Source organism: Allosphingosinicella sp. (genome assembly GCF_036570505.1).
Taxonomy (GTDB): Bacteria; Pseudomonadota; Alphaproteobacteria; order Sphingomonadales; family Sphingomonadaceae; genus Allosphingosinicella.
On sequence record NZ_DATCYB010000099.1, the window covers coordinates 1 to 18501 of the forward strand.

Annotated in this window: 19 protein-coding genes; 10 read left to right on the top strand and 9 right to left on the bottom strand. The window is 67.6% G+C overall.

Translation table 11 applies throughout. The features are described 5' to 3' along the window. The coding region (gene proB, locus VIR62_RS12140) for a glutamate 5-kinase (protein ID WP_431871625.1) at positions 1–766 on the bottom strand (766 nt) is incomplete at its 3' end. Positions 767–1091: 325 nt separating this feature from the next. Here proB and VIR62_RS12145 point away from each other — a divergent pair. The 10 genes from VIR62_RS12145 to VIR62_RS12190 all read left to right on the top strand — a co-directional run bounded on the left by VIR62_RS12145 (position 1092) and on the right by VIR62_RS12190 (position 11621). Next, positions 1092–1820 carry a chorismate mutase gene (locus VIR62_RS12145; protein ID WP_431871626.1) on the top strand — a complete coding sequence of 243 codons (729 nt, stop codon included), beginning with the start codon at positions 1092–1094 and terminating at the stop codon, positions 1818–1820. Next, positions 1817–3079 carry a 3-deoxy-7-phosphoheptulonate synthase class II gene (locus VIR62_RS12150; protein ID WP_431871627.1) on the top strand — a complete coding sequence of 421 codons (1263 nt, stop codon included), beginning with the start codon at positions 1817–1819 and terminating at the stop codon, positions 3077–3079. The genes VIR62_RS12145 and VIR62_RS12150 overlap by 4 nt, the downstream gene beginning before the upstream one ends. Before the next feature lie 14 nt (positions 3080–3093). Then, positions 3094–4404 (top strand): 3-phosphoshikimate 1-carboxyvinyltransferase, encoded by a 1311-nt coding sequence (gene aroA, locus VIR62_RS12155; RefSeq protein WP_431871629.1) that lies wholly within the window; start codon positions 3094–3096, stop codon positions 4402–4404. Further along, positions 4401–4958 carry a prephenate dehydratase domain-containing protein gene (locus VIR62_RS12160; RefSeq protein ID WP_431871631.1) on the top strand — a complete coding sequence of 186 codons (558 nt, stop codon included), beginning with the start codon at positions 4401–4403 and terminating at the stop codon, positions 4956–4958. Before aroA ends, VIR62_RS12160 begins: the two co-directional genes overlap by 4 nt. Further along, on the top strand, positions 4955–6013 hold the full coding sequence (gene aroC / locus VIR62_RS12165; protein ID WP_431871633.1) for a chorismate synthase: 1059 nt from the start codon (positions 4955–4957) through the stop codon (positions 6011–6013). The genes VIR62_RS12160 and aroC overlap by 4 nt, the downstream gene beginning before the upstream one ends. Next, positions 6010–7104: a 3-dehydroquinate synthase gene (gene aroB, locus VIR62_RS12170; RefSeq protein ID WP_431871635.1), complete on the top strand. Its 1095-nt coding sequence runs from the start codon at positions 6010–6012 to the stop codon at positions 7102–7104. Before aroC ends, aroB begins: the two co-directional genes overlap by 4 nt. Positions 7105–7108: 4 nt before the next feature. After that, entirely contained in the window at positions 7109–7963 is an 855-nt protein-coding gene (locus tag VIR62_RS12175; protein WP_431871636.1) for a shikimate dehydrogenase family protein, read from the top strand. A 185-nt stretch (positions 7964–8148) separates the two neighbouring features. Further along, complete coding sequence (gene phhA, locus VIR62_RS12180; RefSeq protein ID WP_431871638.1) at positions 8149–9006, top strand: phenylalanine 4-monooxygenase; 858 nt, start codon at positions 8149–8151, stop codon at positions 9004–9006. Positions 9007–9128: 122 nt separating this feature from the next. After that, positions 9129–10400 (top strand): O-acetylhomoserine aminocarboxypropyltransferase/cysteine synthase family protein, encoded by a 1272-nt coding sequence (locus VIR62_RS12185; protein ID WP_431871640.1) that lies wholly within the window; start codon positions 9129–9131, stop codon positions 10398–10400. A 435-nt stretch (positions 10401–10835) separates the two neighbouring features. After that, positions 10836–11621: an inositol monophosphatase family protein gene (locus tag VIR62_RS12190; RefSeq protein WP_431871642.1), complete on the top strand. Its 786-nt coding sequence runs from the start codon at positions 10836–10838 to the stop codon at positions 11619–11621. On the opposite strand, the gene hisIE is transcribed toward VIR62_RS12190, so the two are convergent. Genes hisIE through VIR62_RS12230 form a run of 8 tightly spaced genes read right to left on the bottom strand, consistent with a single transcriptional unit; the run spans position 11614 to position 18486 of the window. After that, positions 11614–12252 carry a bifunctional phosphoribosyl-AMP cyclohydrolase/phosphoribosyl-ATP diphosphatase HisIE gene (hisIE, locus tag VIR62_RS12195; RefSeq protein WP_431871643.1) on the bottom strand — a complete coding sequence of 213 codons (639 nt, stop codon included), beginning with the start codon at positions 12250–12252 and terminating at the stop codon, positions 11614–11616. The genes VIR62_RS12190 and hisIE overlap by 8 nt on opposite strands. After that, positions 12228–12995, bottom strand: coding sequence for an imidazole glycerol phosphate synthase subunit HisF (gene hisF / locus VIR62_RS12200; RefSeq protein ID WP_431871645.1), 768 nt, complete (start codon positions 12993–12995; stop codon positions 12228–12230). Before hisF ends, hisIE begins: the two co-directional genes overlap by 25 nt. Then, positions 12982–13710: a 1-(5-phosphoribosyl)-5-[(5-phosphoribosylamino)methylideneamino] imidazole-4-carboxamide isomerase gene (locus tag VIR62_RS12205; protein ID WP_431871647.1), complete on the bottom strand. Its 729-nt coding sequence runs from the start codon at positions 13708–13710 to the stop codon at positions 12982–12984. The genes hisF and VIR62_RS12205 overlap by 14 nt, the downstream gene beginning before the upstream one ends. After that, the gene (hisH, locus tag VIR62_RS12210; protein WP_431871649.1) at positions 13707–14291 is read right to left on the bottom strand and encodes an imidazole glycerol phosphate synthase subunit HisH; all 585 of its coding nucleotides are present in this window, start codon (positions 14289–14291) and stop codon (positions 13707–13709) included. The genes VIR62_RS12205 and hisH overlap by 4 nt, the downstream gene beginning before the upstream one ends. Before the next feature lie 40 nt (positions 14292–14331). Next, entirely contained in the window at positions 14332–15996 is a 1665-nt protein-coding gene (hisC, locus tag VIR62_RS12215; protein ID WP_431871651.1) for a histidinol-phosphate transaminase, read from the bottom strand. Continuing rightward, a complete protein-coding gene (gene hisD, locus VIR62_RS12220) occupies positions 15993–17291 on the bottom strand; it encodes a histidinol dehydrogenase (protein WP_431871653.1) in 1299 nt (432 codons plus the stop codon). The genes hisC and hisD overlap by 4 nt, the downstream gene beginning before the upstream one ends. Continuing rightward, positions 17288–18175, bottom strand: a complete 888-nt coding sequence (gene hisG, locus VIR62_RS12225) for an ATP phosphoribosyltransferase (RefSeq protein ID WP_431871655.1) — start codon at positions 18173–18175, stop codon at positions 17288–17290. Before hisG ends, hisD begins: the two co-directional genes overlap by 4 nt. After that, positions 18172–18486, bottom strand: a complete 315-nt coding sequence (locus tag VIR62_RS12230; RefSeq protein WP_431871656.1) for a YerC/YecD family TrpR-related protein — start codon at positions 18484–18486, stop codon at positions 18172–18174. The genes hisG and VIR62_RS12230 overlap by 4 nt, the downstream gene beginning before the upstream one ends. Between the last annotated feature and the right edge of the window lie 15 nt (positions 18487–18501).

The following is an 18501-nucleotide window of genomic DNA, read 5'->3' on the forward strand; positions in this document are numbered from 1 at the left end:
CCCGGCCCGAGGCGATGATCGTCGCGCAGCCGCACGCCCGCGCGATCCGCGCGGCGGCAAGCTTCGTCCGCATGCCGCCCGTGCCCGCACCGCCCGCCACGGCTCCGCCTGCGAGGCTTTCGATCTCATCGGTGATCTCCTCCACCCGCGGAATATGGCGGGCCTCCCGGTCCCGCGCCGGGTCCGCCGAGTAAAGACCGTCCACGTCCGACAACAGGATCAGCAGGTCGGCCCGGATCATCTGCGCGACCCGCGCCGAAAGCCGGTCATTATCGCCATAGCGCAGCTCTTCGGTGGCGACGCTGTCATTCTCGTTCACGATGGGGATCGCACCTTGTGCCAGCAGCACCTCCATCGTCGCGCGTGCGTTCAGCCAGCGCCGCCGCCGCTCGGTATCGTCCAGGGTGAGGAGCAGCTGGGCCGTCGGTAGGCCATGCCTTTCGAACGCCCCCTCCCAGGCCTGCATCAGTTTCGATTGGCCGGCCGCGGCCGCCGCCTGCTTGCGGTCGAGCCTTGCGGAGCGCTTGAGCCCGAGATAGCCCAGCCCCAGCGCGACGGCGCCCGAGGAGACGATCGCCACCTGCTTGTCCCGGTTGGCCAGCGCCGCCACATCGTCGGCGACCGTCTCCAGCCAATTCCGCCGCGCGGCGCCGTCGGATTCGCCGATCAGCAGCGACGAGCCGATCTTGACGACGATTCGCCGCGCGTCGGCGAGCAGCGCAGGCACACCCGCCTCATGACGCAAATCCTTGAACTTGCTCGACATACCGACCTCGCGCCATCCCCCGCCGATGCTGCATTGCACAAACGCCTTGACAGACCGGGCCGCGCTTGTCAGCCTTTGAAGTGCGGCTTCACGTGCCGCCATCGGGAGTATAAGGCAATGCGCACAGGACAGGACATTCGTCGCCCCTCCTCGCTGATGGCCGCTCCCTATTATTTTAGCTCGTTTACGGGCCGATACGCCTACTGAGGCGTATCGGAGTCACGACCAAGCCCCTTCGTCTAAATTCGAGCTAGAACGCCTTCCGCCGGCATCCTCGCGCCTTGTGGCGCCAGGAGTGGCCAGCGGCGGCGACGGGACGTGAAGAATGCCACAAACCCTTGGCCTGGCGCGGCTTGTCCGCGAGCCCTCCTCTGTCCCTTCCGACCTGGAAGGGCTGAGAGCACAAATCGATCACCTTGACCATTCGCTTCTCGACCTCATCGAGCAGCGGCTCAGCGCCTGCATCGCCATCGCCGCGCTGAAGGCGAACGACGCGAGCGGGACACTCAAATTCCGTCCGCGCCGCGAGACGGAGATCATCGGGCGGCTGGTCGGCCGCGCCGATCGCGCCTCGCCGCAGCTCGTCACACATGTCTGGCGCGAGTTGATGGCGCATTGCCTCCAGGCGCAGGCCCGGACCGATCTCGTCCTGTGCGCCTCGCGAAGCCCGCATGGGCTCAAGGAGCGCGTCCGGGAGCGATTGGGCCGCGCCGCCAATGCCCAATGGGTCGCGACCCCTGCCGAGGCGCTGGACATAGCTCGCCAGCGCGAGGTGGTGGCGGCGATCGAATATTCCCCGCTTGACCCCTGGTGGACGGCGCTGCGCCGTTCGGATCTTACCGCTTTCGACCTGATAAGGGAGGAAAGCGGCCGGCTGGTCGCCATCATCGTCGGCCGGGTCGGCCGGGACGATGTCGCCGAGGGTCCCCAGCTGAGGGTCCTTACCGAAGGCGAGCTGGAGATCCGGCGCGCCCGCGGAGAAACGCTCGAGCCGATCTCCGCCAACGGAGAGCTGCGGCTGTGCCTCACCTCCCAAGAGGAGGCGAGCCGATGAGCTGGACGCCCCGAAGCTGGCGGAGCCGCCCGGCCGCGCAGATGCCCGATTATCCCGACCACGGCGCCCTGCGCCGGGTCGAGGCCCGTCTCGCCACCGCCGCGCCACTCACGCAGATCGCCGATATCATGCATCTCAGGGCGCAGCTCGCGCGAGTGGCCACCGGGCGCGCCTTCCTGATCCAGGGCGGCGACTGTGCCGAAAGCTTCGCCGAATTCGGATCGGACAAGGTGAGGGCGACCTTCAACCTGCTCCTGAAAATGGGGGCGATCCTCCGCGCCGGCGGCTGCGGCGAAGTCGTCCATCTCGCCCGCATCGCCGGGCAATTCGCCAAGCCCCGCTCCTCGTCCACCGAGACGATCGATGGGGTCACCCTCCCCAGCTATCGCGGCGACGCGGTGAACGGGCCGGCCTTCGACATGGCGAGCCGGACGCCCGATCCGCGCCGCCTGCTCGACGCCCACCGCCAGGCGCAGGTCACGATCGATCTCCTCAAGGCCTATGCGGCCGCGGCCTATGCCGACCTGCCAAAGATCAACCGCGCGGTCGGCAGCAACGAGCCGGCCCGGCCGGTCAGCCTGTTCACCAGCCATGAGGCGCTGCTCCTCAATTACGAGCAGGCGCTGACCCGCTTCGACGAGGCGAGCGAGCGCTGGTGGGCGCTTTCGGGCCACATGATCTGGCTCGGCGACCGCACGCGGCAGCTGGACGGCGCCCATGTCGAGTTCGCGAGCGGCATCGCCAATCCCGTCGGGCTCAAATGCGGCCCGAGCCTTGGGCCCGACGAGCTGCTGCGCCTCATCGACCGGCTCGATCCCGGCAACAGGCCGGGCCGGCTGGTCCTGATCGGGCGTTTCGGCGCCGCGAATGTCCGCGATCACCTGCCCGAGCTGATGCGCGCCACCCGGCGCGAGGGCCGTAACGCCATCTGGTCGATCGATCCGATGCACGGCAACACGCGCAGCCTCGGCCGCTTCAAGACGCGGCTGCTGCGGGACATAGTGAGCGAGGTCTCCGCCTTCTTCGACGTCGCTGCTGCCGAGGGCGTGCATCCGGGCGGCGTCCACCTGGAGATGACCGGGGCCGACGTGACCGAGTGCCTCGGCGGAAGCCTGCCATTGTCCGAAGAGGATCTGCCGCGCCGCTATCTCACCCATTGCGATCCGCGCCTCAACCGGACGCAGGCGCTGGACGTCGCGGCGGCGGTGGCGCGGCTGCTCGGCCGGCGGCGGCTCCTCATCACGTCCGACGCGGCATGATCGGAGCCCAACCCTTGACCGACGACGTGGCGACAGCGATTTGGTCGCCCGCCCTTCGCGGCACGATCGAGGTGTCGGGTGACAAATCCATGTCCCACCGCGCCCTCATCCTGGGCGCGCTGGCGAAGGGGACGACGCGAATCTCCGGCCTTCTCGAAGGCCAGGACGTGCTCGCCACGGCCGCCGCGGTGCGCGCGTTCGGCGCCCGCGCCGAACGCCTCGGCCCCAGCGAATGGCGGGTGACCGGGGCCTCCTGGCGCTCGCCCGCGGCGCCGGTGGATTGCGGCAATTCCGGAACGGGCGTGCGTCTCCTGATCGGCGCCGCGGCCGGCTTCGACCTGGCGGCGGTCTTCACCGGCGATCGCTCCCTCGCCGGGCGCCCGATGAACCGGGTGCTCGCCCCGCTCCGGTCGATGGGCGCCGATTTCGAGGCGAGCGAAGGCGGCCGCCTCCCCGTGCGGCTCCGCGGCGGACGGCTCGGCGGCATCCATTTCCGGAACGACAAGGCCTCGGCGCAGGTCAAGTCCGCCATCCTGCTCGCCGGCCTCCAGTCCGACGCCGCGGTCGAGGTCCTGGAAATGGCTCCCAGCCGCGATCATAGCGAAAACATGCTTCGCGCCTTCGGGTGCGACCTCGATGTCGAGGAGACGCCGGACGGCCGCCTTGTCCGTCTGGGCCGTCGGCGCTCGCTCACCGCCACAACCCTCGAAATACCCGGCGACCCCTCCTCCGCCGCCTTCCCGCTGGTCGCCGCCCTCGTCTCTCCTGGCTCGGACGTCACCCTCCGCTCGGTCCTGGTGAACCCGCTGCGCGCCGGCCTGTTCACGACCCTCGCCGAGATGGGCGCCGATCTCAGCGTCCTCGCTGCGCGCCATCTGTCGGGCGAAGCGGTCGCGGACATCGCCGTCCGCTCCAGCCCTCTTCGCGGCGTCGAGGTGCCGGCCGAGCGCGCCCCGTCCATGATCGACGAATATCCGATCCTCGCCATCGCCGCCGCCTTCGCCAAGGGCCGTACCGTGATGCACGGCCTCGGCGAGCTTCGCGTCAAGGAGAGCGACCGCCTCGCCGCCGTCCTTGCGGGCCTTGCCGCCTGCGGCGTCGAGGCCCGGGACGATGGCGACAGCCTCATCGTCGAGGGCCTCGGCGGCCCGCCACCCGGCGGCGCCAAGGTGGCCGCGCATGACGACCATCGCATTGCCATGAGCTTCCTCGTCATGGGCCTCGCGAGCGAGCATCCCGTGTCGGTCGATTCGGCGGGCATGATCGGCACCAGCTTCCCCGGCTTCGCCACGATCATGGGCTCCATCGGGGCGCGCATCGCATGACCCGACCGACCGTCGCCTATCAGGGCCAGCCGGGCGCCTTCAGCCACGAGGCCTGCCTCGCCTTCCTTCCAGCCTGCAGGCCGCTCGCGAAGCCGAGCTTCGCCGCCGTGGTCGCCGCGGTCGAGTCCGGCGACACCGACATCGGTATCCTTCCAATCGAGAACAGCACCGCCGGCCGTGTGGAGGAAGCGCTTCGCGTCCTTGACCGGAGCTCTCTTGCCACCCTCTCAGAACGCTCACTCCCCGTCCGCCTCCATCTCCTCTCTCTTCCCGGCACCCGGCTGGAAGCGATCGCCCGGGTGATCAGCCACCCCATGGCGCTCGCCCAATGCGCAGAAACACTGCGCTCGCTCAACCTTCCGACCCAATCCGCGGTGAACACCGCCGTCGCGGCGAAGAGGCTGGCGGCGGCCACCGACGGAGCGACCGCCGTGCTGGCGTCCGAGGCGGCAGCCAGGACCTACGGCCTGGCGATCCTGCGCCGGGATGTGCATGACCGTCCGGACAACGCCACCCGCTTCCGGGTGATAGGCCTGCCGGGGGAGGGGCCATGAGCCACAACATGTTCGGCCGCGTGCTGCGCGTCTCGACCTGGGGCGAGAGCCACGGCCCGGCCATCGGCGCGGTCGTCGACGGCTGCCCGCCGGGGTTGGGGCTATCCGAAGCCGACATCCAGCCCTGGCTGGATCGGCGGCGCCCCGGCGCCTCGCGCTTCACCACGCAGCGCCGCGAGCCCGACAGGGTTCGCATCCTCTCCGGGCTGTTCGAGGGCCGCACCACCGGCACGCCCATCAGCCTGATGATCGACAATGTCGACCAGCGCTCCAAGGATTATGGCGCCATCGCCGGCGCCTATCGTCCCGGCCATGCCGACTATGCCTATGACGCCAAATATGGCCTTCGCGACTGGCGCGGCGGCGGACGCAGCTCGGCGCGGGAGACGGCCGCGCGCGTCGCGGCCGGAGCGGTGGCGCGGCGCATCATCCCCGAGGTGACGATCCGCGCCTATGTCGTCGAGATCGGCGGAGACGCGATCGACCCCGCCGCTTTCGACACGGCCGCGATCGGCGCCAATCCCTTCTTCTGCCCCGACCCGGCCGCCGCCTTACGCTGGGCGCGACTGATCGACGATGTGCGCAAGGGCGGCTCCTCGGTCGGCGCCGTGGTCGAATGTATCGCCAATGGCGTTCCTCCGGGCTGGGGCGCCCCCGTCTACGCGAAGCTCGACAGCGAGCTCGCCGCCGCCTGCATGTCGATCAATGCGGTGAAGGGCGTCGAGATCGGCGACGGCTTCGCCGCAGCGCGGGCACGCGGCGAGGACAATGCCGATCCGATGCGCGCCGGCCCCATTTTCCTCGCCAATCATGCCGGCGGAGTAGCGGGCGGCATTTCGACCGGCCAGCCGGTGGTCGTCCGTGTCGCGTTCAAGCCGACCAGCTCGATCCTGACGCCGCTGCCCACGATCGACCGGACCGGAGCGGAGACCGAGATTCGCACGAGAGGCCGCCACGATCCCTGTGTCGGCATTCGCGGAGCGCCCGTCGTCGAGGCGATGATGGCACTCGCTCTCGCCGACCAGAAGCTCCTGCATCGGGCCCAGTGCGGATGACCGTGATCGAGGTCGCGCTCGGCGCGCGGAGCTACGACATCATCATCGAGGAAGGCGTGCTGGACGACGCCGGCGAGCCGCTGGCGCCGTTCGCCCTCGGCGGGCGCCTGATCGTCGTCAGCGACGAGACGGTGTGGGCGGCCCAGGGCGAAAGGCTCTGCCACGGCCTGAGGCCCATCGTCGCGTCGCCGATCCTTCTCCCGCCCGGCGAGGCGAGCAAGAGCTGGGAAACGCTGGCGCATCTGATCGACCGCCTCCTTGCCCTCGGCATCGAGCGCCGCGACCATATCGTCGCGTTCGGCGGCGGCGTCATCGGCGATCTCGTCGGCTTCGCCGCCGCCATCGTCAATCGCGGCTGCGGTTTCGTGCAAATACCGACCAGCCTCCTCGCCCAGGTCGACAGCTCGGTGGGTGGCAAGACCGCAATCAACGTGCCGGCTGGCAAGAACCTCGTCGGTGCGTTCCACCAGCCCTCGCGGGTGCTGATCGACCCGCTCGTGCTCGGCACGCTCGACCCGCGCCAGCTCCGCGCCGGCTATGCCGAGATCGTCAAATATGCGCTGATCGAGGACGCCGCCTTCTTCGCCTGGCTGGAAGAGAACGGCCCCGTCCTTCTTGGCGGGGGTGGCACCGCGCTTCACCATGCCATCGCCACCGGCGCCGCCGGCAAGGCCCGGATCGTCGCCGAGGACGAGCGCGAGACGGGCGACCGCCGCGCCCTTCTCAACCTCGGCCACACCTTCGGCCACGCGCTTGAGGCGGAGACGGACTTTTCCGATCGCCTGCTCCATGGCGAGGCGGTCGCCGCCGGGATCGTCTGCGCCTTCGACTTCTCCGTCGAGCGCGGCCTTTGTCCACCCGTGGATGCCGAGCGGGCGCGGGCCCATCTCGCCGCTGTCGGGCTCCCCACAACGCTGCGCGACATCGGCCTCGTCGCCGACGGACCGCGGCTCGTGGCTCACATGATGAACGACAAGAAAAAGGAAGGTGGCCGCCTGGCCTTCATCCTGGCGCGCGGCATCGGTCGGGCGTTCGTCGATACGTCAGTCGAGCTGCCGGAAGTCGACGATTTTCTCGACCGGAGACCCTGACCGGATGGGCGCGCCCTATGCCGAGGTCATCGGCGATCCGGTGGCCTATTCACGCTCCCCCGCGATCCACAAGACATGGCTATCGGCGCTCGGCATCCAAGGCGACTATCTCGCCACACCCGTTCGCGCATCGGCGCTTGCCGACCATATCGCAGGCCGCCGCGCCGACCCCGACTGGCGAGGCTGCAACGTCACCATGCCGCATAAGCAAGCCATCCTCCCCCTTCTCGACCATGTCGATGCCGCCGCCCAGCGCGTCGGCGCGGTCAACTGCATATTTCGGGGCCCGGAAGGGCTGCACGGATGCAATAGCGACATAGATGGCATCGCCGCCGCGCTCGACGCGACAAACCTCAAGGATGCCAAGGTCACGGTAATCGGCGCCGGCGGCGCGGCCCGTGCCGCCATCGAATATCTGAAATCGCGGCAAGCCGCGCTGATCGCGCTCCTGGTCCGCGATCCACTGAACGCGGCCGATCTTCGCTCGGCGGGACCGGGCACGCGAATCGAGCTCTGGCCGCTCGAGCGATGCGGCGGCGCCCTGTCGGGCGCCCGCGCCGTGATCAACGCCAGCCCGATGGGAATGAAGGCCGCCGCTCCCATGCCGGCCCCGCTCCTCGCCTGCCTCGCCACCCATGCGCGCGGCACCGTCATGTTCGACATGGTCTATGAGCCGCTGGAAACGGCCTTCCTGGCCACCGCTCGAGACAATGGCGGTGTCGCCGTCGACGGCCTCAAAATGCTGGTGGGGCAGGCCCGCGCAGCCTTCCGGCTCTTCTTCGACCAATCCGCGCCGGATGCCGCGGACCCATCATGGGTTGACACGGGCCCCCAAGACAGGTTCAACCTTCGCCGATGACGCGCAGTGCCACCTTCGGCCCTCAGGCTTTCGCGACCGCACCCTGCGCGTCCGTCATTTATTATACCTATTATCTCACCCGACGGGCGGAGACCGGCTGACGCGCGCACGCAAAGGCACGCAGATTTCGAACCCCGCCCGGTCCTCCAGGCGGGGTTTTTTCTTGGTGCAGGAAGGAACCCACGATGCAGAAAGACAGTCATCAACGAGAAATGCACGGCGCCCTCGCTTCGCTGACGCCCCCTTCCGGCGCGGCGGAGGACTGGACGGTGCCCCAGCGCTGGGACGAGCTGACGGCGGAGGATCATTGGGTGTGGGACACACTCTTCGCCCGCCAGCAGACCCTGCTCCACGGCCGCGCCGTCGAGGCGTTCGAGCGGGGCCTCGACATGCTCCACCTCTCGCGTCCCGGCGTTCCCAATTTCGATGAGCTGAACGAGAAGCTCGATCGCCGCACCGGCTGGACGGTCGTCGCCGTGCCGGGTCTCGTCCCGGACGACGTCTTCTTTCGGCATTTGAGCGAGCGCCGCTTTCCCGCCGGCAACTTCATCCGCGCCGCCGACCAGCTCGATTATCTCGAGGAGCCGGACGTCTTCCACGACGTCTTCGGCCACGTGCCCCTCCTCGCCCAGCCCGACGTTGCCGATTTCATGCAGGCGCTCGGCCGTCTCGGCCTGGAGGCGCTCGATCGTGGCGCCCTCCACCGCCTCGCCCGCCTCTACTGGTACACGGTCGAGTTCGGACTCGCCCGCGAGAACGGAGCGCTCAAGATCTACGGCGCTGGCATCCTCTCGAGCTTCGGCGAATCGCACTATTCGCTCGAAAACGCGAAGCCGCACCGGCTGGATTTCGACCTGAAACGGATACTGAGAACCCGCTACAGGACAGACTGCTTCCAGCTCAGCTACTTCGTGATCGACCGCTTCGAGGACGTGCTGAAGCTGGTCCTCAGGAACGATCTTACCGCGCTTTACGAAGAGCTGGACCGCCTGCCGGATCTCAGCCCCTGCACCGTCGACGCGGACGATCTTCTCGCGGCATAACGAGGTCGTGCCGTCTACCGTCGTGACGGATACCTGCCGCGCGCACTCTGCATGCGGGCAAATGCCACGGCCCGTTGACCCCCCGTCACGATTGGGCTTGAAGCCCCGCGAAGGAGAAGGACATGAAGCTCGAATCCGTTGCCCTGCACCATGGTTATTCCTCTGAACCCACCACTCGGGCAGCGGCGGTGCCGATCTACCAGACGACGTCCTACACGTTCGACGACACCCAGCATGGAGCGGATCTCTTCGACCTGAAGGTCACCGGCAACATCTATACGCGCATCATGAACCCGACCAACGCGGTGCTCGAGGCGCGCGTAGCGGAGATGGAAGGCGGCGTTGGCGGCCTCGCCCTCGCCTCGGGCATGGCGGCGATCACCTATGCGATCCAGACGATCACGGCGGCGGGCGACAATATCGTCTCCATCTCCCAGCTCTATGGGGGCACCTACAATCTCTTCATGCACGCCTTTCCCCGCCAGGGGATCGAGGTGCGGATGGCGGCCTTCGACGATTATGAGGGCCTGGAAGGCTACATCGACGAGCGGACCCGGGCCGTCTTTCTCGAATCCATCGGCAACCCGGCCGGCAATGTCGTCGATATCGAACGCATCGCCGAGATCGCCCATCGCCACGGCGTCCCTGTGATCGTCGACAATACCGTTGCGACACCCTTTTTGTGCCGGCCCTTCGACTTCGGCGCCGACATCGTCGTCCACGCGCTCACAAAATATATCGGCGGGCATGGCACCACCGTGGGCGGCATGATCGTCGACAGCGGCCAGTTCGACTGGGTCGCCAACAAGGACCGCTTCCCGATCCTCAACGAGCCCGACCCGTCCTATCACGGCGTCGTCTACACCGAGGCCCTGGGGCCGGCCGCCTTCATCGGGCGTGCGCGCGTCGCTCCGCTGCGCAACACCGGCGCCGCGCTCGCACCCCACAGCGCGTTTCTGATTCTCCAGGGGCTGGAGACGCTCGGCCTCAGGATGGAGCGTCATTGCGACAATGCGCTCAAGGTCGCCCAGCATCTGAAGGATCATCCCAAGGTCAGCTGGGTCAGCTATGCGGCGCTGCCCGACAGCCGGTTCAACGCCGTCGCTCGCAGGATCACCAGGGGAAAGGGCTCCGGCATTTTGAGCTTCGGCATCAAGGGCGGAAAGGAAGCGGGCGCAAAGTTCATCGACGGGCTCCAGATGATCCTGCGGCTGGTCAATATCGGCGACGCGAAATCGCTCGCCTGCCATCCGGCGTCGACGACACACCGCCAGCTCAACCCGGAAGAGCTCGCCCGCGCCGGCGTGTCCGAGGATCTCGTGCGCCTGTCGATCGGCATCGAGCATATCGACGACATCATTGTCGATATCGACCAGGCTCTTGCCGCCGTCTGACCGCCGAACCGCACACGGATCGACGCGGCCCTCGCGGCAAATCATGGCGATGGCTCCGGCTTCCAGATCCTATCGCTTCAAACCCGCACGGGACATGAGGTTCTGGACGCGGCCGGATTATTGAATGGGTCGTGATCGCATCGAGGATGAAAGCCGCGCGAACAGGCAGAGCCCTACCGCCCTACCAGGGCTTGGCGATATTCGCCGGCTCAGGGCACGCCGTTCGAACGGGCGCGTCCCACTGACGCGGCATCCTCCGCCACGAATGCGTAGCCGCCAGCCGCATACGCATCGACGTCGATTTCTCGGGACCATCGCGCCGGCGGAACTGAACCGCCCGGTGCCGACCTGGATCATGCTTCGAAGAGCCTCGTCCTCTTCGGTACGCAAAGCCGCGGCTTGCCGCCTCGACCGGAATTCACCAATGGAAGGCTGATGAAGGAAGGTCTTGATGAGCTCGCCACATTCGCCTGCCGGCTTGCCGATGCAGCCCGGGGCGAGACATTGATCGACGCGTCCGGATTGGACGTGCGGAGCAAGGCCCCGGCCGGTGCATACGACCCGGTGACCTCGGCCGACGTCAATGCCGAGACAGCGATGCGCTCGCTCATCCTTCAGACGTATCCTGGGCATGGCGTGGCCGGCGAGGAGCTTGGCGACCAGGACGGTTCCGAAGCTCGCTATCGCTGGAGCCTGGATCCGATCGACGGAACCCGATCCTTCATTTGCGGCCTTCCCCATTGGGTCACCCTGATCGCCCTTCTCGACGCAAACACGCCAATCCTCGGCGTGATCGATGCGCCCCGCCTCGGCGAGCGCTATATCGGCCATGAAGGCCGAGCGGTGCTGGTCACCCCGCAGGGGGAAAAGCCTCTCCAGGCGAGCGGCTGCTTCCGGGTCGAGGACGCCCGCTTCTCCACGACCGACCCGTTCCTGTTCGATCGCGGCGAGTTCGACGCTGTCGACCGCCTCCGCCGCGCGGCCCGCATGACCCGCTACGGCCTGGACGGCTATGCCTATGCGAGACTTGCCGCCGGCTCGATCGATCTTGTTGTTGAATCCGGGCTCAGAGCTCATGACCTCAACGCTCTTATCCCCGTCATAAAAGCGGCGGGCGGTACGATCGGCGACTGGTCGGGAAGCCATGATTTCAGCCGGGGCCGGGTCGTCGCCGCGGCGACCGAAGAGCTCTACCGGGAGGCCGTCAGCATCCTCAGCTAGGCGCGTGCCGGCCTTTCAGGACGGCGGCAATGTCGTTCCAGCCGATGCCGCGCGATTCCATCAGCACGGTGAGGTGATAGAAAAGGTCGGCTATCTCCTCGATACAGCCCTGTTCATCGCCGGTCGTGCTGGCGAGCACCACTTCCACCGCTTCCTCGCCGACCTTCTGCGCAATTCGCACCGGGCCGGCTTGGAGGAGCTGCGCCGTATAGGAGCCTGCCCGCATCTCGCCCGCACGGCGTCTCACGATCCTTGCCAGCTTCCCGAGCCAGGTCGCTCCGTCGACCGCCGGCTCGCCGAAGCAGCTCTCCGTCCCGAGATGGCAGGTCGGACCTGCTGGCTCCGCCGTGACGAGCAGGGCGTCCCGATCGCAATCGGCACGAATGTCCTTCACGCGAAGCCGGTTACCGCTCGTCTCGCCCTTTTGCCAGAGCCGGTTCTTCGAGCGGCTGTAGAAGGTGACCAGGCCGGAGCGACAGGTCTCCTCAAGGGCTGCATCGTCCATATAGCCCAGCATCAGCACCTGACCGGTATCGACGTCCTGGACGATGGCGGGGACCAGCCCGCCAAGCTTGCTCCAGTCGATCGTCTTCGCGCTGGGCTCGGCTAGCGGCGCACTTCTATTCCGCATGATGCGAGATACTCCTTGAGCTCGGGGATAGCGACGCGCCCGTCATGAAAGATGCTGGCGGCGAGCGCGCCGCTCGCGCCCGCCTCGCGGAAGACGTCGCGAAAATGTTCCCGCCCGCCCGCGCCGCCCGAGGCGATAACAGGAACCGTCGTCGCGGCGATCACCGCCGATATATGCTCCAGGTCATAGCCCTCCCTCATGCCGTCGCGTCGCATGCAGTTGAGCACGACCTCGCCGGCGCCTCGGTCGGTCGCCTCGCGTACCCAGTCGAGGGTGCGGCGCCCGGTGCCCCGCATGCTGCCGGCCTTACCCGTATATTGCTTGACGACATGATCGCCCTCCTCGGCGAGGCTGTCGACGCCAAGCACGACGCACTGGCTGCCAAAGTCGCGGGCGAGTTCCTCGATCAGCTCCGGATGTTCCAGCGCCGGGGAATTGATGGATATCTTGTCGGCCCCGGCCTCAAGGCAAGCGGCCGCCTGCTCGCGCGTCCGGAGGCCTCCCGCCACGGTAAACGGTATGTCGATCCCCTCGGCGATGCGCTTCACCCAGGCGACATCGAGAGAGCGGCCTTCCGCGCTCGCCGTGATGTCGTAGAAGACGAGCTCGTCGGCGCCCTCGTCCGCATAGCGGAGCGCATGCTCAACGATGTCGCCGACATCGCGGTGATCCCGAAAGCGGACGCCCTTGACGACGCGGCCGTCCCGAACGTCGAGACAGGCTATGATCCTATGCGCGGGCATGACGGATCGCCTCCCCGAGGTCGATGCGCCGCTCCCAGAGCGCCCTTCCCACGATCGCGCCCGAAGTGCCCGCGCTGCGCAGCCGCTCCAGATCCTCAAGCGACGAGATGCCCCCCGACGCCTGGATGGACAGGTGCGGAAGCCGGCGGACGGCCTCGTCCAGCAGGTCGAAATTCGGGCCGGCCATCATCCCGTCCCGCCCGATGTCGGTCACGAGCAGATGGCGCGCATTCGCATAAAGTCCAGCTATGTCCCAGAGGCTGGCCGTCGAGGTCTCGGTCCAGCCCACGGTGGCGACGAGCGGAACGCCATCGACGACCTTGACGTCGAGCGCGAGGGTGATGCGCTCCCTGCCGAAGTCCAGGATGAGCTGATTGACGAGCTCCGGGTCGGTGACCGCGAGGCTGCCGATGACAACGCGCCCGACGCCGGCCAAAAGCAGGGCATCGATCTGCTCCGCCGTCCGGAATCCCCCCGCAACCTGCAGCTTCTGCGGCGCGGTGCGGGCGAGTTCCCCAAGAAGATCGTGCTGGCGCGGCGCACCGGCTCGGGCGCCGTCAAGATCGACGACATGAGTCCATTCGGCGCCGGCGCCGGCGAAGGCGATGAGCGCCTCATGGGGCTTGTCGGAGTAGGTCGTCGACTCGTCGAAGCGCCCTTGCGCCAGGCGTACGCAGCGACCGCCCATCAGGTCCATGGCGGGATAGATGATCATTGCTCGAGGAAGGCCTCCAGCAGCCGCGCGCCCGCCTTCCCGCTCCGCTCGGGATGGAATTGCACGCCGAGATAATTACCCCTGCGCATCGCGGCGGTGATCGGCGCGCCATAATCCGTCGTGGCGATGCTGTACGGACCATCGTCGCAGGCGAAGCTATGCGCGAAATAGACATAGTCGCCGTCGCCAAGCCCGGGCTCGGCGCTACCAACGGAAAGCTTGCTCCAGCCCATATGCGGCACCGGCCGCCGGGGCGCAGGCGCAAGCTTGCGGACCTGACCCGGCACCAGACCGAGGCAGGCAATGCCTTCTTCCTCGGACCGTTCGAACAGAAGCTGCATGCCAAGGCAGATGCCAAGCACGGGCTGGGTGAGGTGGGAAAGGAGCGATGCAAGCCCTAACGCCTCGATCCGCTCCATCGCGAAACCGGCGGCGCCGACTCCGGGCAGAACGACATGGCTGGCGGCTACAATCTCGTCCGCATCGCCGGTGATGACGGGCACGGCGCCAAGCCGCCGAAAGGCCATGGCGACCGAGCCGGTATTGCCGCAGCCGACATCGACGATCGCAAGCCTCGTCATAGGCTCGCGACCGCCGCCCGTGGATCGGGAGTGCGCGCCGTCACAGCACCCCCTTGGTGCTGGGCAGCGCCTCTAAATCCCCTTCGCGCGCGATCGCCTGGCGCAAGGCCCGGCCCAAGCCCTTGAAGCATGCCTCGGTCTTGTGATGGTCGTTCGCCCCTGCGACGCGGACGTGGATGGCGGCGCGCAGACCCTCGGCCAACGAGCGGAAGATATGGGACGTCATCTCGGTCGGATAGGCGCCGATATGGCTCGCCGCGAAGCTGCCCTCGAAGACGCTGTACGGCCGGCCCGACAGATCGATGAGGATATGGGCCTCGGCCTCGTCCATCGGCAGCGAGAAGCCGAAGCGGCCAATCCCCCGGCGCGCGCCAAGCGCTTGCGATAGAGCCGCGCCGAAGGCGATCGCGACATCCTCGAGGCTGTGATGCGCATCGATCTCGAGATCGCCCTTGCAGCAAAGCATCATCGAAAACCCGCCATGGACGGCGACCTGGTCCAGCATATGGTCGAAGAAGCCGATGCCGGTGTCGATGCGGCGCTCCCCCGCCCGATCGAGATCCACCGCCAGAGCGATGCTCGTCTCCCTGGTGTCGCGGACGAGCTCGGCCCTTCGCGCACTTCTACCAGCACGCGCCACGCCGAAGGCGGCGAGCACCGCCTCGGTCTCGGCGCCCGTGCCGATCGTCAGCCGGACGCCTCCAGGCGCGGCGTTGGGGCGGAAGCGCACGCGTATGCCAAGACTGTGGAGCTTTGTCGCAAGCCCCGCCGGATCCTCCACTTCGAGGAAGAGGAAGTTGCCCCCGCCGCTGCGCACGCACCTGACCATCGGGGAGGCCGCGAGGGCCTCGGCCAGCTGCTCCCGACGAGCCTTGATCCGCTCGATCCGCCGGCCGTGCAGGGGCCGGCGCGACGGCGCGAGCGCGGCCATCGCCGCATCGATGGAAAGGCTCGGCAAGGGATAGGGCGGCAGCGCCCTTTGCGCGATCCCGACGAGCTCGCTGTTGCCGATCACCGCGCCGATGCGGGCGCCGGCAAGTCCATAGGCCTTGGAGAGCGTCTTGAGGACGACGAGATTCTCGCGCGAGGCCGCCTCCTCCGCCAGGCTCGGCGTTTCCGAAAACTCAAGATAGGCCTCGTCGAGCACGATGATCGTATCGGGCAGCGCGTCGGCGATGCGAAGCACATCGGCCGGATCCACGGGGTTGCCGGTCGGATTGTTGGGAGAGCAGACGAAGGCAAGCTTCAGCGACGGCTCGTCGCCAACCTGCTTGAGGAACGCGCCAGCATCAAGGTCGAACCCGGCATCGAGCCTCGCCTCGATCACTCGCGCCCCTTGGAGCTTTGCAAAATGGGCATAGGCGGAAAAGGTCGGCAGCAGGATCGAGACCGCGTCGAGCCCGGGTCGGCAAAAGGCGCGTATCAGAATATCGATCGCATCGTCCGCCCCGCGCGTGACGACGATCTGTGCCTCGCCCACACCGTAAAGCGCCGCCATCGCCCGCTTTAGCGCCGGCGGCTGCGGATCGGGATAGCGGTTGAGACCCGCCGCAAGAGCGCCGTCGATGAGCGGCGGGTAAGGATTTTCGTTGGCGTCGAGCTTGACCGCATCGGCGCCGAACCTCTCGGGTCGCGCGGCAGCGGTATCGAACGGCGGCAAGGCGAGGATTTCCGGTCGCGCCAGTCGAGCGGCAAGCGAGGTCATGCCGCCCTCCCCTGCAGCCGAAGATCGGCGGCCAGCGCATGGGCTTCCAGACCCTCAAGGCGGGCGAGCAGGGCCGCATGTCGCGCGACTTCGAACGCGGCTTCTGCGTCGACCTGCTGCACGCTCATGCTTTTCAGGAACGAGTGAACAGAGATGCCGCTGAAGGCCCGTGCGGCCCCGTCGGTGGGCAGGACATGGCTGGGGCCCGCCAGATAGTCGCCGAACGTCTCGGCGGCCATGTGGCCGGCAAAGATAGCGCCGGCGTTGCGCACGCGCGGCACGAGCAGGTCCGGATCCTCGACCGCGAGCGAGAGATGCTCCGGCGCATAGGCGTTGGCGATGTCGATGCCCTCGTCCAGGCTCTCGACGATCAGTATCCTTGCAAAGGACAGAGCGGTCGCCGCGATTGCGTGGCGCGGCAGCCTTGAGACAGACGCCCGCAGCGCCGCCTCCACCCCGTCGGCAAGGGCGCGCGACAGGGTGACGAGCAGCACCTGCGCGCAAGGGTCATGCTCGGCCTGGCTCAGGAGATCGGCGGCGACGAGGCGCGGGTCGGCGCTGTCGTCCGCCAGCACCATCAGTTCGCTGGGCCCCGCCGGAAGATCGATCGCGGGTCCGCCGGGCCGCGCGGCGATATAGGATTTGGCGGCCGAGACATAGGCATTGCCGGGCCCGAAGATCTTATCGACACGCGGGATCGGGCCGGCGCCGAAGGCGAGCGCGGCGATCGCCTGGCTTCCCCCGACCGTCCAGACCGCATCGATCCCGCACAGTTGGGCGGCGAGCGCCACCATCGGCCCGAGCCCGCCGGGCGGCGACGGCGGCGTGGCGACCACGATCTCGGCAACGCCGGCGGCCCGGGCCGGGATGGCCAGCATCAGGAGGGTCGAGAAAAGCGGCGTCGCGCCGCCCGGTATGTAGAGCCCGACGCGATCGATCGGCCGCCAGACCTTCCCGACCCTGAGCCCTGGCATCGTCTCCACCCAATGTTCGGGCGGAAGGCTGTCGGCATGGAACGCGCCGATATTGCGCACAGCAAGCTGCAGCGCGATATTTTGCTCGGCCGAGAGGCCAGCTGTGGCCTTCTGTGCCAACGGCGCCGTCGGCACGAGCCGTGGGACTTCGCCGTCCAGGCGCTCGCCATATTCGGCCACGGCGTCCCAGCCGCGCGATTCCACATCGTCGACGATCGTCCTGACGCTGGCGAGCAAGGCCTCGTCGTCCCGCTGCACGGGACGGGCGAGGGCCACAAGCCGCTCCTCGGCCACAAGGCCCTTCCAGTCATGCCGCTTCACATCATCATCTTTTCGATGGGCATGACGAGGATCGCCGAAGCGCCGGCCTTTTTGAGCTGCTGGAGCGTCTCCCAGAAGACCGACTCCTGGCACACCGCGTGGACCGCATAATGGCCGGGCCGGCCGTGGAGGGGCAGGATGGTGGGCGCATCCGCCCCCGGCAGCAGCGAGGTGATCCGCTCAAGCGCCCGTTCGGCCGCGTTGAGCATGATATATTTGGACTCCTTGGTGGCGAGCACGCCTTCTATGCGGCGCAGCAGATTCTCGCACACCTCCAGCTTCTCGGGCGCCAGGGGCTTGCTCGTGCGAATGAGAACAGCCTCGCTTTCGAGCACGCTATCCACAACCCTCAGGCCATTGGCTTCCAGGGTCGCTCCAGTCGACACGATGTCGCAGATGAAGGTTGCGATCTGGAGGCGCGGCGCGAGCTCCACAGCTCCGTTCATCTCGACCACGGTCGCCTCGACACCGCGTTCATCCAGGAAGCGCTTGACGATCCGCGGGTAGGAGGTAGCGATCCGCGCGCCGGCAAGGGATTGGGGACCACCATAGGCTATGCGATCGGAAGCCGCGAGCCGGAGGCCGCAGCGGCCGAACCCGAGCCGGGCGATGATCTCGAACCTGGCGTCCGGGCGACCGAGCGCGAACTCCTCGAGCACATTGAGGCCGACGATCCCGAACTCGCAGACGCCATCGCTCACGAACACCGGGATGTCATCGTCGCGAACGAACATCAGGTCGACGGGGAAATTCTCGACTCTTGCCGCGAGATCGTTCTTGCCGTGCTGGATGCGCAGCCCGGCGTCCCGCAGCAGATCGCGGCTGAGGTCGGACAGCCGTCCCGACTTCTGGACCGCCAGGTGGAGCCTTGGGAGCGCCGTCATGTCCGGCCCTTCGATCGATCGATGGCGAGGCGATAGCCCTGATAGGGCATCTCCCTCAGGAACCGGGCCACCCGGACGACGGTCGTCGTTGATGCGCCGGCTGCTTCGGCGATCTCGCGATAGGAGAGTTCTTCGCCGTCGAGCAGCCGCGCCACATGCCAGCGCTCGACAAAGGCGCGGATCTCCGCTGGCGTGCACAGGTCGGCGAGAAAGGCCTCGACCTCCTCGCGCGTCTTCAGCGTCAGAAAGGCATCAAGCAACTGGTTCCGCAGCACCGGCCAGGCGGTGCTCCCCTCAGCAGGATTCTCCACAATTCGTTCCAATGT

Coding starts and splice junctions, on each gene's coding strand:
- VIR62_RS12190 (WP_431871642.1), top strand. CDS start 10,836: ATGAAGGAAGGTCTTGATGAGCTCGCCACATTCGCCTGCCGGCTTGCC.
- aroC (WP_431871633.1), top strand. CDS start 4,955: ATGAGCCACAACATGTTCGGCCGCGTGCTGCGCGTCTCGACCTGGGGC.
- hisG (WP_431871655.1), bottom strand. CDS start 18,175: ATGACGGCGCTCCCAAGGCTCCACCTGGCGGTCCAGAAGTCGGGACGG.
- VIR62_RS12185 (WP_431871640.1), top strand. CDS start 9,129: ATGAAGCTCGAATCCGTTGCCCTGCACCATGGTTATTCCTCTGAACCC.
- aroB (WP_431871635.1), top strand. CDS start 6,010: ATGACCGTGATCGAGGTCGCGCTCGGCGCGCGGAGCTACGACATCATC.
- VIR62_RS12160 (WP_431871631.1), top strand. CDS start 4,401: ATGACCCGACCGACCGTCGCCTATCAGGGCCAGCCGGGCGCCTTCAGC.
- VIR62_RS12145 (WP_431871626.1), top strand. CDS start 1,092: ATGCCACAAACCCTTGGCCTGGCGCGGCTTGTCCGCGAGCCCTCCTCT.
- hisH (WP_431871649.1), bottom strand. CDS start 14,291: ATGACGAGGCTTGCGATCGTCGATGTCGGCTGCGGCAATACCGGCTCG.
- VIR62_RS12150 (WP_431871627.1), top strand. CDS start 1,817: ATGAGCTGGACGCCCCGAAGCTGGCGGAGCCGCCCGGCCGCGCAGATG.
- phhA (WP_431871638.1), top strand. CDS start 8,149: ATGCAGAAAGACAGTCATCAACGAGAAATGCACGGCGCCCTCGCTTCG.
- VIR62_RS12175 (WP_431871636.1), top strand. CDS start 7,109: ATGGGCGCGCCCTATGCCGAGGTCATCGGCGATCCGGTGGCCTATTCA.
- hisC (WP_431871651.1), bottom strand. CDS start 15,996: ATGACCTCGCTTGCCGCTCGACTGGCGCGACCGGAAATCCTCGCCTTG.
- hisF (WP_431871645.1), bottom strand. CDS start 12,995: ATGCCCGCGCATAGGATCATAGCCTGTCTCGACGTTCGGGACGGCCGC.
- VIR62_RS12205 (WP_431871647.1), bottom strand. CDS start 13,710: ATGATCATCTATCCCGCCATGGACCTGATGGGCGGTCGCTGCGTACGC.
- hisIE (WP_431871643.1), bottom strand. CDS start 12,252: ATGCGGAATAGAAGTGCGCCGCTAGCCGAGCCCAGCGCGAAGACGATC.